Below are 16,700 nucleotides of genomic sequence, written 5' to 3'. Positions count from 1 at the left end.
TAGAATAACTAATTCTTTTTAAAATTAAAAAAAAATACTTTATAAATTTATAAGATCAAATAACTTAATTTTATATTTTTATTCCTAATATTTTTTTTGTTTTTTTTCTTATTTTAAATCTATCGTCTAAACGATTTCCTACAATTAAAATAATATCACCATTACCATTAATTAATAACCATGTTTGTTCTTTTTCTAAAAGAGAAAATTTTTTTTCTTTATAATATTTACTTAATTTTTTTTTCCCTTTCATTTTAAATGGAAAAAAAAAATCTCCTTTCCTCCATGTTCTTAATAATAATGGAAATTGAATTTTTTCCAAATCTATCAAAAAAATTTTATTTTTATCTTTTTCTCCTTCTTTTATATTTAAAAAAAAATGAATATTAATTGGTAAGGATATTTGATTAATGTTTTTTATATTCGGTATTATATAATTTTTATCTTTATTTTTTAATAAAAATTTATGAGAAATTAAAATTAAATTATTTCTATTTTTAATAATACGATATTTTTTTGATATAAGTTGTTTTCCAGATTGTGCATCAATCAAATATTTTAAATTATTTATATTATTAAAACCATATGGAGAAAATAATTTAAATAAATAAAAAGATAAAGGATGCAATTTTTCTATTTTATTACACTTTATTTTCCAAATAAATGGATTATTTTTTTTCTCCATTGTTATTTCGTGATATACTTTTTTTATTTTTTCTTCTATTAAAAAATTTTCATCATGAAGATAGTTTATAGTTTTTCGAAATCCTTTATAAAAAAAAGATGAAAAAGAAGAAAATTTAGTTAAAATTAAACGAATTTTATTTCGTAAATATTTAGTTTCTTGATTACTACTATCAGAACGCCATTTTATATTTTTTATTTTAGCATAATGTAAAATTTCTTCTTTAGTAAAATCAGAAAGAGGTCGTATAAATTTTTCATTTTTTTTAGGAATTCCTAAAAGACCTTTAATTCCAGTTCCTCTTAAAATATTAATAAAAAAAGTTTCTATAGAATCATTAAGATGATGTCCTAATACTATATACTCATATAAATTAATTTTTAATAATTTAATAAACCAATTATATCTAAGTTTTCTAGCTGCCATTTGTATGGATAACTTATTTTTTTTAGAAAAATTTAAAGTATCAAATTTTTTAATATGACATATAATATTATTTTTTATACAAAAATCTTTTATAAAAATTTCATCTTCATCAGATTCTCTATTTCTTAATGTAAAATTACAATGAGCTACTTCTAATTCTAGATTAGAAATATTAAGTAATAAATTAATGAGTACCATACTATCTAGTCCTCCACTTACAGCAACACATATTTTTTTTTTTTTTTGAAATGAAAAATATTTTTTTATTTTTTCTATAAAAATATGATCATAATTATATATTTTCATTTTTTAATATATTTTATAATTTCTTTAACTATATCATTTTTAGATTTTTTATTTACATTAATTTTTTCAAAAGATTTTTCATAAAAATAAATTCTTTGTAATAAATGTTTCATAATAAATTTAAATAATTCATTTTTAGAAAAATTAGAAATTAAAGGTCTTGTTTTTTTTTCTAAAGATAACCTCTTAAATAAAGTATAACTATTCGTATTTAAATAAAATGTTTTTGAATATTTATTAAGTAAATAAATATTATTATAAAAACAAGGAGTTCCACCTCCAACAGATAAAATATATTTATCTTTATTTTTTAAAAATTTTTTTAATATTAAATGTTCTATTCTTCTAAAAGAAAGTTCTCCTTTTTTTTTAAAAATGTTATAAATAGAATCTTTTTTACTTTTAACAAGAATAGAATCTAAATCATAAAAATTTAAATTTATTTTTTGAGATAATATTTTTCCTATAGTCGTTTTTCCACATCCCATATACCCTATTAAAGTGATTTTCATAAAAAAAATAAATTTATAGTATATTTGTTTATTCAATGAATATTATTTTAATTAATTAATACTAATGACCTGATAGCTCAGCTGGTAGAGCATTACACTTTTAATGTAAGGGTCCTGGGTTCGAATCCCAGTCAGGTCATTTTTTTTATTATCTTTTTTTTTCAAAAAATCTCTAATACAGAAGGACAATGATCAGAAAATTTAACATTTGATAATAAATAAGCATTCTTAATTTTTTCTTCTAAAAAATTACTAACCATAATATAATCAATTCTCCAACCATGATTATTTATTCTAGAATTATAACGATAATTCCACCAACTATAATGATGTTTTTCTTTAATAAAATTTCTGAAACTATCTATAAATCCTAACTTCATAAAGTTAGTCATCCATATTCTTTCTTCTGGCAAGAAACCGGAAATTTTTTGATATTTAATAGGATCATAAATATCTATTTCATGATGACAAATGTTATAATCACCACAAATAATAAGATTATTAAATGTGTTTATTATTTTTTTTATATATAAAAAAAATTCTTTCATAAAAAGAAATTTAAAATTTAATCTTTTTTTCATATTATTTCCTGAAGGAAGATAAATATTCACTACTGATATTTTTTTTAAATCTATACGTAAGACTCTTCCTTCTTGATCAATAGAATTGAATCCTATTCCATATTCTACATGAATAGGTTTTTCTTTACATAAAATACATACACCACTATATCCTTTTTTTATAGAAGGGTACCAATAATGGTTATATCCTAATTTATCAAAAATATTAGTATTTATTTGTTCTGGAAAAGCTTTTATTTCTTGTATACATAAAATATATGGATCTTTTTTTTGAATCCAATCTAATAATCCTTTATTAATTCCAGATCTAATTCCATTTATATTATAGCTAATAATTTTCATTTAAATTTGTTATATTAATTAATCAATTTAATTAATTATAAAATATTCAAAATAGTTTTTATATTTGCTGTAATGCATTAATTTAATCTACTATTAAAAAGCTTACAATTGTAAGCTTTTGTTATTTTTTCCCTTATGGATAAACTTAAAATAGCTATTCAAAAATCAGGGCGTCTTTATGATGACTCTATCAAGTTGCTAAAAGACTGCAGCATTGAAGTTAATATTGGTATAGATAAATTAAAAACAACGGCTCTTAATTTTCCGTTAGAAATTCTTTTTTTAAGAGATGATGATATACCTCAATATTTAGAAGATGGAGTAGCTGATATAGGAATTGTAGGAAAAAATGTTCTTTTGGAAAAAAGAAAAAAAATAAAAATAAAAGAGACTTTAGGTTTTGGAAAATGTAGACTTTCTATAGCAGTTCCTAAATCTTTATTTTATAATAATATAAAAGATTTAAATGGAAAAAGAATTGCAACAAGTTATCCTTTTTTAGTAAAGGAATTTTTTAAAAAAAGATATATTAATGCAGAAATTCATGAAATATCTGGAGCAGTAGAAATTGCTCCTGGAATAGGTTTAGCTGATTGTATTTGTGATTTGGTTAGTAGTGGTTCTACACTTTTTATGAATGGTTTAAAAGAAGTAGAAACCGTACTTCAATCTGAAGCTGTATTAGCTTCACATTTACATTTAGGAGCTCCACAAAATATAATTATGGATAAATTATTATTTAGAATTAGAGCTGTAAAAAAAGCAAAAAATAATAAATATATTTTATTAAATGTTGCTAATGAACGATTAGAAAAAATAATATCTTATCTTCCAGGAATTAAAAGTCCAGTTGTTCTTCCTTTAGCTAATTCAAAATGTAGTTCTGTTCATTCAGTAGTAAATGAAAATGATTTTTGGGGAATTATAGAAAATTTAAAAGCACTTGGAGCGCAAGATATATTAGTATTACCAATAGAAAAAATTATACTATAAATTTAATATGGATATGATCCCAGTGTATATTAATCCTACAGATAAAATCTGTAATTTTATTTTAAATAGATCTTTTAAAAAAGATAATCAATTAACAGATTTAGTTGCTTCTATCATTGATAATGTAAAAAATTATGGAGATACGGCTGTAAAAAATTATACAATAAAATATGATCATGTTAATATAACAGATATTCAAATAACAGAAGATGATTTGCAAAAAGCAAATATGATAATTTCAAATTCTTTGAAAAAATCTATAAAAATTGCATATGAAAATATAAAATTATTTCATAAAAATCAAATACATAAAGAATCTAAAATAGAAATTTTACCAGGAGTTTTTTGTTGGAGAAAGTCTATTCCAATAGAAAAAATAGGTTTTTATATCCCAGGAGGATCTGCTCCTTTATTATCCACTGTATTAATGTTAGGAATACCAGCAAAATTAGTAGGATGTAAAAATATTATTTTATGTACACCTCCTAATAAAAATGGAAAAATTCATCCATCTATATTATATACAGCTCAATATGTTGGAATAACAAAAATATATAAAGTAGGAGGAGTACAAGCCATTGCTGCTATGACTTATGGAACAGAAAGTATTCCTTCTGTATATAAAATATTTGGACCAGGAAATTCTTATGTTACAAAAGCTAAACAAATTGTATCTCAAAAAGGAATTGTATCTATTGATATACCTGCAGGACCTTCAGAAGTTGTTATTATGGCGGATGAAAAAGCAAATCCAAAATATGTTGCAGCTGATTTATTATCTCAATCTGAACATGATCCAGAAAGCTATACTCTTTTAGTAACAATAAATAATAAATTTTGGATAGAAAAAGTACAAAAAGAATTAAAAAAACAATTTTTTCATATTTTAGAAAAAAAAAATATTATTGAAAAATCTTTAAAAAAAAGTAAAATAGTTATTTTTTCTTCTTTAGAAAAATGTATGAATTTAATAAATAAAATAGCACCAGAACATCTTATTATTAATTGTAAAGATTCTTTTTTTTGGAGTAAAAAAGTAATTAATGCAGGATCTGTTTTTTTAGGAAATTATTCTCCAGTAAGTATTGGTGATTATGCTTCTGGAACAAACCATGTATTACCAACAGATGGACATGCAAAATCTTATAGTGGATTATCTATAGATAGTTTTATTAAAAAAATAACTTTTCAAAAAATATCTAAGGAAGGATTGAAAAATTTATCAGAATGTGTAAATATTTTATCTTCCGAAGAAGGATTAATAGCACATAAAAAATCCATTAATATTCGATTAAAAAATGAATTTTAACATGAATAATAATAATAAAGATTTTTCAAATTTTGATTTATCTTCTTTAATAAGAGATAATATTTTAAAATTAGATCCTTATATATCCGCAAGAATAGAACATGATAAAGAAAAAAATTCTATTTTTTTAGATGCTAATGAAAATTCTTTTGGATCTCCTTTATCTTTTTTAAATTCTTATAATAGATATCCAGATCCTTTACAAAAAGAATTAAAAGAAAAAATTTCTAATTTAAAAAATATCTCTACATCTAAAATATTTTTAGGAAATGGAAGTGATGAAATTATTGATTTAATTTATCGTATTTTTTCTCGTCCAGAAATAGATCATGCTATAATTTTTCCTCCTACTTATGGTATGTATGAAGTAAGTGGAAAAATTCATGGAGTAGATATAATTAAAATTTCTCTTACAGAGCATAAATATCAATTAAATTTAGAAAAAATAGAAAAATTTATTTTTAGTACTAAAAATAATAAAATTATTTTTATTTGTTCTCCAAATAATCCTACAGGTAACGATATAAAAAAAAAAGATATTGAATACATTATAAAAAAATTTACAGGAATTGTTGTTTTAGATGAAGCTTATATTGATTTTTCCAATCAAAAATCATTTTCTATGGAAATTGATAAATATCCTAATTTAATTATAATACAAACACTTTCTAAGTCTTGGGGATTAGCAGGATTAAGAATAGGAATAGCTATTGCTTCTGAAGATATTATTCAATGGATGAATAAAATTAAACATCCATATAATATTAGTATTCAATCTCAAAAAATAGCAATTAAAGCTCTTGAAAATAAAGATTTATTTTTTTATCATTTAAAAAATATTCTTTTAGAAAGAAAATATATAGAAGAGTCATTAAAAAAAATTTCTATTATACAAAAAGTATATCCTAGTTCTGCTAATTTTTTATTAATAAAAACAAAAATTAATTTTTGTTCAAAACATCTTTATCAATATTTAATAAAAAAAAAAATTATAATTAGAGATCGATCAAAAATTATTATGTGTAATAATTGTTTAAGAATTACAGTAGGGACTCACGAAGAAAATGAATATTTAATAGATCAAATTAAAAAATATTCTATACAAAAAATAAAAATGTAATGAAAAAAATATTGTTCATTGATAGAGATGGTACTATTATAAAAGAAAATATTCCTACATATCAAATTGATAGTATTGAAAAAGTTAATTTTTATCCAAAAGTTATATTTTTTTTATCAAAAATAGTACAAGAATTGAATTATGATTTAGTAATGGTGACCAATCAAGATGGATTAGGAACAAATAATTTTCCTGAAAAAATATTTTGGCCTATTCATAATCATATTTTAAATGTTCTAAAAACAGAAGGAATAAATTTTTCTTCTGTTCATATAGATAAAACTTTTCCAGAAGAAAAATCTTCTACTAGAAAACCTGAAATAGGAATGCTTATTAATTATTTACAGTCTGATTTATATAATATTTCTAAATCTTTTGTTATTGGAGATAGATTAAATGATGTATTACTTGCTAAAAATTTAGGATGTAAATCTATATGGATCAAAGAAAATAATAATTTTAAAAATTTAACAAAAGAAGAAAAAAATTATTATTCGATTATAGATGAAAAAAGTTTAAAAAAAATAATATCTTTAAAAACAGATAATTGGAAAAATATTTATGAATATTTATCTTCTATTTCTAATAAAAAATTAATATATAAACGTACTACATTAGAAACTAATATTAAAATATCTATTTTATTAAATGGTAAAGGACGATCTCATATACAAACAGGTCTTGGATTTTTTGATCATCTTTTACAACAAATAGCATTACATAGTTCTATCGATATAAATATTCAAACAAAAGGAGATCTTTATGTAGATGAACACCATACAATAGAAGATACTGGTATTGCTTTTGGAGAAATATTTAATCAATCTTTAGAAAATAATAAAAAAGGAATAGAACGTTATGGGTTTTATTTAATTCCTATGGATGATAGTTTGTCTACAGTAGCATTAGATCTTGGAGGTAGAAGTCAACTAATATGGAAAGTAAAATTTTTTAGAGAGAAAATAGGAAAAGTTCCTACCGAAATGTTTTATCATTTTTTTAAATCTTTTTCTTTATCTGCAAAATGTAATTTATATATTCATTCTACAGGGAAAAATGAACATCATAAAATAGAATCTATTTTTAAATGTTTTGCAAAATCTATTAAAATGGCAATAAAAAAAAATGATTATAATAATCAAATACCTAGTTCTAAAGGAATATTATAAAAATTTTTTAATCAAAAATTATGAAAACAATTATCATAAAATATCCAGCTGGAAATGTACAGTCGGTCCTTTTTTCTTTAGAAAGAATAGGAGTACAAGCTATAGTTACAGATTCTTTAGAATCTATTAAAAATGCAGAAAAAATTATTTTACCAGGAGTTGGAGAGGCTAATTGTGCTATGAAACATTTAAAAGAAAAAAAATTGGATATACTTTTATCTAAATTAAAACAACCTATATTAGGAATATGTTTAGGAATGCAATTACTTTGTAAGTCTTCAGAAGAAAGAAGTACTACATGTATAGGAATTTTTGATTTATTAGTTAAAAAATTTCAATCAAATAATAAAAATGATAAAATACCTCAAATAGGTTGGAACACTATTCATAATCTAAAAGGTCCTTTATTTGAAAATATTCCAAATGAAAGTTATCAATATTTTGTTCATAGTTATTATGTCCCTTTGGGAAAATATACAATATCAAAAACAGAATATATAATTTCTTATAGTTCTGCATTACAAAAAAATAATTTTTATGCTGTACAATTTCATCCAGAAAAATCTTCTTATGTAGGACATAAGATATTAGAAAATTTTATACGATTGTAAAATACAATAATTTATGATGAATATTATAGTAGCTATAGATTTAATTGATGGAAAATGTGTCCGTTTAATACAAGGTGATTTTAAAAAAAAAAAAATTTATAATAATGATCCACTAGAAATGGCTTATTTTTTAGAAAATAATGGAATATCTCGACTTCATTTAGTAGATTTAGACGGAGCAAAAAAAGGAAAAGTGGTACATTGGAAAATTTTAGAAAAAATAGCAAAAAATACACATTTAATTATAGATTTTGGAGGTGGAATTCATACTGAAGATGATATACGTGCTGTATTTGATAATGGAGGACATATGGCAACTATTGGAAGTATTGCTGTCAAAAAACCAATTCTTTTAAAAAAGTGGATTCATATTTACGGAAAAGAAAAAATTTTATTAGGAGTAGATATAAAAAATAATAAAATTGCAACTAATGGATGGACAAAATTTTTTGATATTCCATTTTTTGATTTTTTAAAAGAAAAAAATAATCATGGAATAAAAAAAATTTTCTGTACGGATATATCTAAAGATGGAATTATGTCTGGACCATCTTTTTCTTTATATAAAAAAATTATTCAAAAATTTCCTAATATTGAATTTATAGCAAGTGGAGGAATTAGAAATATAGAAGATATAAATAAATTATCAAATTTAGGATGTAAAGGAGTCATTATTGGAAAAGCTATATATGAAAAAAAAATATCATTATTAGAACTTATAAATTGGGAAAAAAAAAATAATAATAATTAAATATGTTAGCTAAACGAATTATACCTTGTTTAGATATTAAAAATAGAAGAACAGTAAAAGGTGTTAATTTTCAACATTTAAAAGATGCTGGAGATCCAATTAAATTAGTTTGTTGGTATGCAAAACAAGGTGCAGATGAATTGATTTTTTTAGATATTACTGCTACAAATGAAAAACGTAAAACATTAACTAGCTTAGTAAAAGATATTTCTAGTCATATTAATATTCCTTTTACGGTTGGTGGAGGTATTAGAGAAGAAGAGGATGTTGAATTATTATTATCTGCAGGAGCAGATAAAATATCTATTAATACTGCTGCTTTTAAAGATCCAAATCTTTTAGAAAATTTTTCTAAAAGATTTGGAAGTCAATGTATTGTATTAGCTATAGATACAAAATATGAAAAAAATGAATGGTGGGTATATTTAAATGGTGGAAGAATTCCTACTAAAATAAAAACATTAGATTGGGCAAAAGAAGCTTCTAATAGAGGAGCAGGAGAAATATTATTAACTTCAATGAATCATGATGGAACAAAAAATGGATTTGCTTTAGATATTACTAAAAAAATATCAGAAAATATTTCTATTCCAGTTATTGCTTCAGGTGGTGCTGGAAAATTAGAAGATTTTTATAAAATATTTAAAATTGGAAAAGCAGATGCTGCTTTAGCTGCCAGTATATTTCATTATAAAGAAATAGAAATTCCAAATCTTAAATATTATTTAAAAAAATTTCATATTCCTGTAAGAATAACAATATAATATGATTAATTTGATAAAAAAAGAATTTTTTCAAGAAAAAATTATCAATAATTTAAAATTTGATTTAATTCCTGTTATTATTCAAGATGTAAAAACTGATAAAGTATTAATGTTAGGTTATATGAATCAAGAAGCTTATCAAAAAAGTATTCATGAAAAAAAAGTTACTTTTTATAGTAGATCTAAAAAAAGATTATGGACTAAAGGAGAAATTAGTAAAAATTATCTTTTTATTAAAGAAATATTAATAGATTGTGATGAAGATACTTTATTAATTAAAGTAGAACCTGCAGGACCGGTTTGTCATAAAGGAACAGATACTTGTTGGAAAGAAATTAATAAAAAAAATTTTTTATTTTATTTAGAATATTTAATTTTTAATAGAATAGATAAAAAAAAGAAAAATTCTTATATATATCAATTATATAAAAAAGGAATTAATAAAATATCTCAAAAATTAGGAGAAGAAGCTGTAGAATTAATTATTGAATCTAAAGACAATAATAAAAATTTATTTTTAAATGAATCCGCAGATTTATTTTTTCATTACCTTATTCTTTTATATAAAAAAGGTTTTTCTATACAAGATGTTCTCAATATTTTAAAAAAAAGACATTTTGAATAAAAATTAAGGAATATTTAACATTTTATGTATTTGAAGAGAAATTCTCCATTTTGGATTTTTTTTTATATAAAAAATTATTTTGGGAAATATTTTAAAAAAATTAGTCCATTCAGGTTGTAAAAATAGAAAACAATTAGTATTCATTACATGAATAGCTTGTTCTTCTGCAAAAAGAAAATCCTTTTCATTAGAAATAACTATTTTTAGTTCATTAGTTTTTTTATAATTTTCTTTTAAAGGTGGTTTTATTTTTTTAGGAGAAATAGTTATCCAATCTATATATTTTTCTTTTATAGGATAAAATCCTGATGTTTCAACATGAATACGATATCCTTTTTTTTTAAGAATTTTTGTTAAAGGATATAAATTCCACATCATAGGTTCTCCTCCTGTAATTATAATGTTTTTAACTGTATAATTATTAATATTATTAATAATTTTATGAATTGAAATAAAATCATTTTTTTTTATTTTCCAGCTTTCTTTAGTATCACACCAATCACATTTTATATTGCATCCTTCAAAACGAATAAAATAAGCAGCTATTCCATAATAATATCCTTCTCCTTGAATAGAATAAAACGATTCTTTTATGGGGAAATTAATTTTTTTCATTTATTTTTCTATTATTCAATGCAGCTATTAAAGTATTTTTTAATAACATGACACGAGTCATAGGTCCTATTCCACCTGGAACAGGAGTAATATATGATGCTTTTCCATAAATATTATCAAAATCTACATCTCCTACTATTTTTTTATCATTTTTTTTACTATTTATTCCTACATCTATAATAATAGATCCTTTTTTAATCATATTTTTTTTAATAAATTTTGGAATTCCAACTGCTACTATGATTATATCAGCTTTTTTTGTATAATTTTCTATATTTGGTGTATAACTATGAGTTAATGTTACTGTACTATTTCCAATTTTAAAATTATTTTTTTGACTCATTAAAATACTAATAGGTCTTCCGACTATATTACTTCTTCCAATTACTACAGTATATTTTCCATATATTTGAATTTTATTCTTTTCTAAAAGAGTTAATATTCCTAATGCAGTTGCAGGAAAAAATGCTTTCATATTTAAAGCCATTTTTCCAAAATTTTCAGGATGAAATCCATCTACATCTTTTTTTGGATCAATAGACATAATTATTTTATTATGATTAATATGTTTTTCAAGAGGTAATTGAACAATAAAACCATCTATTAATGGATTTTTATTCATTTTATGAATTTCTTCTAATAATTTTGTTTCTAAACATCCTACTGGTAAATGAACTAAAGAAGATTGAATTCCAATATTTTTACATTCTTTTATTTTACTATTTACATATGTGATACTAGATTTATTATTTCCTGTTAATATAATTCCAAGATGTGGAATACGTTTTTTTTTATTTATAATTTTCTTTTTTATTTCATCATAAATTTCTTTTTTTATTTCTAATGCTAATTCATTTCCATTTAATAATTTAGTCATTTCCTAATTTCTATTTCTTTTGTTAATTGAAGGAATTCTTTTACAGATAATTCTTCTGCTCTTTTATTTAAAAACGGTATTTTATAAAAATTTGGAAGATGGTGAAATAATTGTAAAGAATTTTTTAATTTTTTTCTTCTTTGATTAAAAGCAATTTTTACACATTGAAATAATAAATTCTTATTACAATAAAGAATATCTTTTTTCTTTTTTAAAGAAAAAACAGCAGATTTTACATTTGGCATAGGTGAAAAAACTTTTTTATTTACAGTAAAAAGATATTTTACATCATAAAATGTTTGAATTAAAACTGATAAAATTCCATAATTTTTATTTCCTTTATCAGATATAATACGTTTCACTACTTCTTTTTGAAACATACCAATACATTCTTGTATATATTGATTGTATTTTAATATATGAAATAATATTTTAGAAGAAATATTATAAGGAAAATTACCAATAATTGCAAAATTATGTAATTGAATTTCTTCAGGGTTCCATTTTAAAAAATCTTTATGAATAATTCTGTTTTTAGAAATAGAAAAATTTTTTCTTAAAAAAGAAATTAATTTTTTATCAATTTCTATTAAAAAAACATTATTATTATAATTATTTAATAAATATTTAGTTAAAATTCCTAATCCAGGACCTATTTCTACTATTGTATCATAATTTTGAAAGGAAAGATTTTTTACAATTTTTTTTGCTAAATTTTTATCTTTTAAAAAATATTGATCAAATTTATTTTTAATTATATTTAATATTTATGCATTTACATATTATACAAATATAGAAAATATTATTCGTATCTTTATTTAGATCATAAATTTGTGATAATTATTATTTTAATATTTTAATTTTTTCTATGTTTAAAGCTTTTTTTATACAAAAAAATAGAGAAAAAATTTTATTAGGATTAAAAAAACGAAATTTTCAAAAACTACATATAGTAGATGAAATACTAACTTTATATAAAAAAAAAAAAATAGCTCAAAAAGTATTAAATAAAATATTAGAAAAAGAAAATTTAGTTTCTAAAGAAATAGGAAAAATTATAAATCTTAATAAAATAAATAAAGATATTCAAATAAAATCTTTAAAAGAAAAATCTCTTTTTTTTAAAAAGGAAAAGAAAAATATTAATTTTAAATTAAAAAGAATTATTCAAATTTTAGAGGAAAAATTAAATAAAATTCCTAATATTCCTGATGAAAAAGTAAAAAATAATTTAAAAAAAAATGAAATTATTTTTCAAAAAGAAAAAATTCATTGTAATATTGAAAAACCTCTTACACATTGGGAGTTATCTAAAAAATTTTATTTATTTGATACTAAATTAGGAACAGAAATATGTGGTCCAGGTTTTTTAGTTTATATAGGAAAAGCAGCAAAATTACAAAGAAGTTTAATTCAATATTTTTTAGATAAAAATATACAAGCTTCTTATAAAGAGTATAGTTTACCTTATTTAATTAATAATAAATCTGGATATTATACGGGACAAATTCCAGATAAAGAAAATCAAATGTATTTTATAGAAAAAGATAATCTTTATCTGATTCCTACTGGAGAAATTCCTATTATGAATTGTTATAGAAATAAAATCTTTTTATATAAAGATCTTCCTATTAAATCTACTACTTATACTTCTTGTTTTAGAAGAGAGGCTGGATCTTATGGATTAAAAGTCAGAGGGTTAAATAGGTTGCATCAATTTGAAAAAGTTGAAATTATTCAAATTACTACACAAGATTCATCTTTTTTTTCTTTAGAAGAAATGATTTTACATGTCAAAAGTATTTTACAATCTTTAGATTTACCATTTCGTATTATTTGTTTAAATGGATATGATCTTGGATTTTCATCTTCTATCACTTATGATTTTGAAGTATATTCTATAGCACAAAAAAAATGGTTAGAAGTAAGTTCAATTTCTAATTGTAAAGATTTTCAATCTAATAGATTAAATTTAAGATATAAAACAATTACAGGAAATATAAAATATTGTCATACACTTAATGGTAGTTCTTTAGCATTACCACGCATTATGGCTGCTTTATTAGAAAATAATCAAACTGAAAATAAAATTAATATTCCTAAAGTTTTGATTCCTTATACTAAATTTGATCATATTAAATAAGATCCAAAAAATAAAAGTTTTTTTATATTATGTATTATGAAAGTTTATGAAAGTTATTGAGCATATTTTTAAAACAAAAAAAACTTTATTTTCTTTTGAAATATTACCTCCTTTAAGAGGAAATGATATTAAAAATATTTTTTATACTTTAGACCCTTTAATGGAATTTAATCCTCCTTTTATTGATGTCACTTATCATAGAGAAGAATTTATTTATGTCGAAAAAGATAATGGATTATTACAAAGAAGAAAAATTTCAAGACGTCCAGGAACTGTAGGAATTTGTGCTGCTATTATGAATAAATATGGAGTAGATGCAGTACCACACCTTATTTGTGGTGGATTTAATAAACAAATGACGGAGAATGCTTTAATAGATTTAAATTTTTTGGGTATAGATAATGTTTTAGTTTTAAGAGGAGATCCTTTAAAATCGGAAAATAACTTTTTTGCAAAAAAAGATGGACATAAATATGCAATAGAACTTGTTCAACAAGTTAAAGATTTAAATAGAGGAAAATACTTAGATAAAACTTTTGTTGAAAAAAAAGAATATCCATTATTTGATTTTTGTATTGGAGTAGCAGGATATCCAGAAAAACATTTAGAAGCTCCAAATATTGAAAGTGATTTATTTTTTCTAAAAAAAAAAGTAGAAGCAGGAGCTGATTATATTGTAACTCAAATGTTTTTTGACAATAAAAAATATTTTTCTTTTGTTAAGAAATGTAGATCAGAAGGAATTTCTGTTCCTATTATACCAGGTATAAAACCTATTTCTTCAAAAAATCAATTAAATAGCCTTCCTTCTCGTTTTTATTTAAATATTCCTAATGAATTAGTGAAAGAAATTGAAAAAGCAAAAGATAAAAAAGTTGTATCTAATATTGGAATTGAGTGGGCAATTCATCAATCTAAAGAATTAAAAAATTCTGGAGTAGAAATTATTCATTATTATACTATGGATAGACCAGAAAATATTTATAAAATTGTTCAATCTATTTATTAAATTTTAATAATTTTTTAAATTATATAAAGAGTTTTTTTGATAGCATTTATTATTTTTTCTTCATTTGGAAACCAATCTTTTATTAAATTTGAAGCATAAGGAGCTGGAGTATCTAATAAAGTTATTCTATTAATAGGAGCATCAAGATAATCAAATGCTTTTTTTTGTATAAAATATGAAATTTCAGAAGAAATGGATGAAAATGGCCATGATTCTTCTAAAATAATTAATCGATTAGTTTTTTTTACAGAAAAAAGTATAGATTCATAATCTAATGGACGTATAGTACGTATATCTATAACTTCTACACTAATATTTTCTCTATCTAATTTGTTAGCTATATTTAAAGCCATTTTCATAATTTTTCCAAAAGAAACTAAACTAATATCAGTTCCTTCTTTTTTTATGTCTGCTTTTCCGATAGGTAAAATATATTCTTTTTCTGGAATCATCATTTTATCTCCATACATTTGTTCTGATTCCATAAAAATTACTGGGTTATTATCTCTTATTGCAGATTTTAAAAGTCCTTTAGCGTCATAAGGATTACATGGAATAATAACTTTTAATCCAGGGCAGCTAGCATACCAACTCTCAAAAGATTGAGAATGTGTAGCTCCTAATTGACCTGCAGAACCAGTTGGTCCTCTAAAAACAATAGGAATATTCCATTGACCTCCACTCATATAACGAATTTTTGATGCATTATTAATAATTTGATCCATAGCAACTAAAGAAAAATTAAAAGTCATAAATTCAATAATAGGTCTACATCCATTCATAGCAGAACCAATTCCTATTCCAGAAAATCCTAATTCTGATATAGGAGTATCAATAATTCTTTTTGGTCCAAATTCCTTTAGCATTCCTTTAGATGCTTTATAAGCCCCATTATATTGAGCAACTTCTTCTCCCATGAGATAAACTGTTTTGTCTCTTCTCATTTCTTCACTCATAGCTTCTGCTATAACTTCACGAAAAGTTTTTTCTTTCATAAAATATTTTTTTCTAAAAATAATATACAATTAGAAAAAAACAACGGAAAAGAAAAATTTTTCTTTTCCGTTGTAATAAAATATTAATTAGTTTTTTTGTTCTTTTTCTTTTTGTTCTTTTTCTTTTTGTTCTTTTTCTTTTTGTTCTTTTTCTTTTTGTTCTTTTTCTTTTTGTTCTTTTTGATTATTTAAATAATCTTCTTTTTGTTTTTGTAAGGCAAGCCTTTCATTTTTTATTTTTGTTATTGATTTTATCAATTTATTCAAAAGAATATTTTTTTCCTTTAATATTTGTAATTTTTCTTTTCCTAATTTTTTTTGATCATCAAGTTCTTTTTGAGCTTTTATTTGTTCTAATGATCCATTAGTATGAGATCTCATCATTATTTTTTTCTGTACTATTTCATTTAATATTCCTTTTTGAAGGTCCACCATTTGATAATATTCATCATAATGTTTTTTACTTTCTTTTTCTAATTCTTTTATTTTACTTCCTACTTCTTGTAGTTTTTGGGATAATTCATAAGGTATTATCTCTATTTCTTGTGGATTATTTTCGGATGATTCAGTAGTATCAGGAGGAGTTTCGGAGGAATTTGTGTGAGATTCAATTTTTGGATTAGGCTGAGAAGAGGAAGAAGCAGTAGTCGGATTAGGAGGAATAGAAGACGTTTTTTCGACATTAGTCGTATTCACGTCAGAATTTTCTTTTCCAACGGAACTCACATCGTCATTACAGGAGAAAATAAATCCTAATGTGAGAAAAATTGTTGGAATAAAAAATTTCATAGAAGTTTTCATAATAAAAAAATTTAAATATTGTTAATAAATATATAAAAAAAATTCTTACATATAAGAAGAATTTTA

At 22.0% G+C, this 16,700-nt stretch carries 18 protein-coding genes and 1 tRNA gene; 11 read left to right on the top strand and 8 right to left on the bottom strand.

The window, feature by feature from the left end:
- Positions 1 to 70 precede the first annotated feature (70 nt).
- Complete coding sequence (gene tilS / locus H0H41_RS01045) at positions 71 to 1,417, bottom strand: tRNA lysidine(34) synthetase TilS (RefSeq protein WP_185872398.1); 1,347 nt, start codon at positions 1,415 to 1,417, stop codon at positions 71 to 73.
- Positions 1,414 to 1,929, bottom strand: a complete 516-nt coding sequence (locus H0H41_RS01040; protein WP_185872397.1) for a shikimate kinase — start codon at positions 1,927 to 1,929, stop codon at positions 1,414 to 1,416. Before H0H41_RS01040 ends, tilS begins: the two co-directional genes overlap by 4 nt.
- A gap of 66 nt (positions 1,930 to 1,995) precedes the next feature.
- Between H0H41_RS01040 and H0H41_RS01035 the strand changes: the two genes are divergently transcribed.
- Positions 1,996 to 2,068: transfer RNA gene (locus tag H0H41_RS01035), tRNA-Lys, on the top strand.
- A 22-nt stretch (positions 2,069 to 2,090) separates the two neighbouring features.
- Here the strand turns inward: H0H41_RS01035 and H0H41_RS01030 are convergent.
- Positions 2,091 to 2,852: an exodeoxyribonuclease III gene (locus H0H41_RS01030; RefSeq protein WP_185872396.1), complete on the bottom strand. Its 762-nt coding sequence runs from the start codon at positions 2,850 to 2,852 to the stop codon at positions 2,091 to 2,093.
- A gap of 135 nt (positions 2,853 to 2,987) precedes the next feature.
- On the opposite strand from H0H41_RS01030, the gene hisG reads away from it, so the two are divergent.
- The 8 genes from hisG to hisIE are packed head-to-tail and all read left to right on the top strand — an operon-like array spanning position 2,988 to position 10,194.
- Positions 2,988 to 3,845, top strand: coding sequence for an ATP phosphoribosyltransferase (gene hisG, locus H0H41_RS01025; RefSeq protein WP_185872395.1), 858 nt, complete (start codon positions 2,988 to 2,990; stop codon positions 3,843 to 3,845).
- A 7-nt stretch (positions 3,846 to 3,852) separates the two neighbouring features.
- A complete protein-coding gene (gene hisD / locus H0H41_RS01020; RefSeq protein ID WP_185872394.1) occupies positions 3,853 to 5,154 on the top strand; it encodes a histidinol dehydrogenase in 1,302 nt (433 codons plus the stop codon).
- 1 nt (position 5,155) lies between these two features.
- On the top strand, positions 5,156 to 6,274 hold the full coding sequence (gene hisC, locus H0H41_RS01015) for a histidinol-phosphate transaminase (protein ID WP_223843734.1): 1,119 nt from the start codon (positions 5,156 to 5,158) through the stop codon (positions 6,272 to 6,274).
- Positions 6,274 to 7,443: a bifunctional histidinol-phosphatase/imidazoleglycerol-phosphate dehydratase HisB gene (gene hisB / locus H0H41_RS01010; RefSeq protein ID WP_185872392.1), complete on the top strand. Its 1,170-nt coding sequence runs from the start codon at positions 6,274 to 6,276 to the stop codon at positions 7,441 to 7,443. Before hisC ends, hisB begins: the two co-directional genes overlap by 1 nt.
- A gap of 20 nt (positions 7,444 to 7,463) precedes the next feature.
- On the top strand, positions 7,464 to 8,054 hold the full coding sequence (gene hisH, locus H0H41_RS01005; RefSeq protein ID WP_185872391.1) for an imidazole glycerol phosphate synthase subunit HisH: 591 nt from the start codon (positions 7,464 to 7,466) through the stop codon (positions 8,052 to 8,054).
- A 16-nt stretch (positions 8,055 to 8,070) separates the two neighbouring features.
- Positions 8,071 to 8,805: a 1-(5-phosphoribosyl)-5-[(5-phosphoribosylamino)methylideneamino]imidazole-4-carboxamide isomerase gene (gene hisA, locus H0H41_RS01000; RefSeq protein ID WP_185872502.1), complete on the top strand. Its 735-nt coding sequence runs from the start codon at positions 8,071 to 8,073 to the stop codon at positions 8,803 to 8,805.
- A gap of 2 nt (positions 8,806 to 8,807) precedes the next feature.
- On the top strand, positions 8,808 to 9,569 hold the full coding sequence (gene hisF / locus H0H41_RS00995) for an imidazole glycerol phosphate synthase subunit HisF (RefSeq protein WP_185872390.1): 762 nt from the start codon (positions 8,808 to 8,810) through the stop codon (positions 9,567 to 9,569).
- A gap of 1 nt (position 9,570) precedes the next feature.
- Positions 9,571 to 10,194 (top strand): bifunctional phosphoribosyl-AMP cyclohydrolase/phosphoribosyl-ATP diphosphatase HisIE, encoded by a 624-nt coding sequence (hisIE, locus tag H0H41_RS00990; RefSeq protein WP_185872389.1) that lies wholly within the window; start codon positions 9,571 to 9,573, stop codon positions 10,192 to 10,194.
- Positions 10,195 to 10,197: 3 nt separating this feature from the next.
- Here hisIE and H0H41_RS00985 read toward each other — a convergent pair whose 3' ends face one another.
- From H0H41_RS00985 to rsmA, 3 genes are read right to left on the bottom strand one after another with little or no spacing between them, the layout of a single operon-like run.
- The gene (locus H0H41_RS00985) at positions 10,198 to 10,809 is read right to left on the bottom strand and encodes a 7-carboxy-7-deazaguanine synthase QueE (RefSeq protein WP_185872388.1); all 612 of its coding nucleotides are present in this window, start codon (positions 10,807 to 10,809) and stop codon (positions 10,198 to 10,200) included.
- Positions 10,796 to 11,686 carry a bifunctional 5,10-methylenetetrahydrofolate dehydrogenase/5,10-methenyltetrahydrofolate cyclohydrolase gene (locus H0H41_RS00980; RefSeq protein ID WP_185872387.1) on the bottom strand — a complete coding sequence of 297 codons (891 nt, stop codon included), beginning with the start codon at positions 11,684 to 11,686 and terminating at the stop codon, positions 10,796 to 10,798. Before H0H41_RS00980 ends, H0H41_RS00985 begins: the two co-directional genes overlap by 14 nt.
- On the bottom strand, positions 11,683 to 12,453 hold the full coding sequence (rsmA, locus tag H0H41_RS00975; protein ID WP_185872500.1) for a 16S rRNA (adenine(1518)-N(6)/adenine(1519)-N(6))-dimethyltransferase RsmA: 771 nt from the start codon (positions 12,451 to 12,453) through the stop codon (positions 11,683 to 11,685). Before rsmA ends, H0H41_RS00980 begins: the two co-directional genes overlap by 4 nt.
- Positions 12,454 to 12,554: 101 nt before the next feature.
- On the opposite strand from rsmA, the gene serS reads away from it, so the two are divergent.
- A complete protein-coding gene (gene serS, locus H0H41_RS00970; RefSeq protein WP_185872386.1) occupies positions 12,555 to 13,829 on the top strand; it encodes a serine--tRNA ligase in 1,275 nt (424 codons plus the stop codon).
- A 46-nt stretch (positions 13,830 to 13,875) separates the two neighbouring features.
- The gene (gene metF / locus H0H41_RS00965; RefSeq protein ID WP_185872385.1) at positions 13,876 to 14,838 is read left to right on the top strand and encodes a methylenetetrahydrofolate reductase [NAD(P)H]; all 963 of its coding nucleotides are present in this window, start codon (positions 13,876 to 13,878) and stop codon (positions 14,836 to 14,838) included.
- Positions 14,839 to 14,852: 14 nt separating this feature from the next.
- On the opposite strand, the gene H0H41_RS00960 is transcribed toward metF, so the two are convergent.
- Both H0H41_RS00960 and H0H41_RS00955 read right to left on the bottom strand, forming a co-directional pair.
- Positions 14,853 to 15,833: a pyruvate dehydrogenase complex E1 component subunit beta gene (locus H0H41_RS00960; protein ID WP_185872384.1), complete on the bottom strand. Its 981-nt coding sequence runs from the start codon at positions 15,831 to 15,833 to the stop codon at positions 14,853 to 14,855.
- A gap of 87 nt (positions 15,834 to 15,920) precedes the next feature.
- Entirely contained in the window at positions 15,921 to 16,634 is a 714-nt protein-coding gene (locus H0H41_RS00955) for a hypothetical protein (protein WP_185872383.1), read from the bottom strand.
- Between the last annotated feature and the right edge of the window lie 66 nt (positions 16,635 to 16,700).

Origin of the sequence: Blattabacterium cuenoti (assembly GCF_014252255.1) — a bacterium.
Lineage (GTDB): Bacteria > Bacteroidota > Bacteroidia > Flavobacteriales > Blattabacteriaceae > Blattabacterium > Blattabacterium cuenoti_J.
The sequence above is the reverse complement of the archived record's forward strand: the minus strand, read 5'-3'. Positions and strand labels throughout refer to the sequence as shown.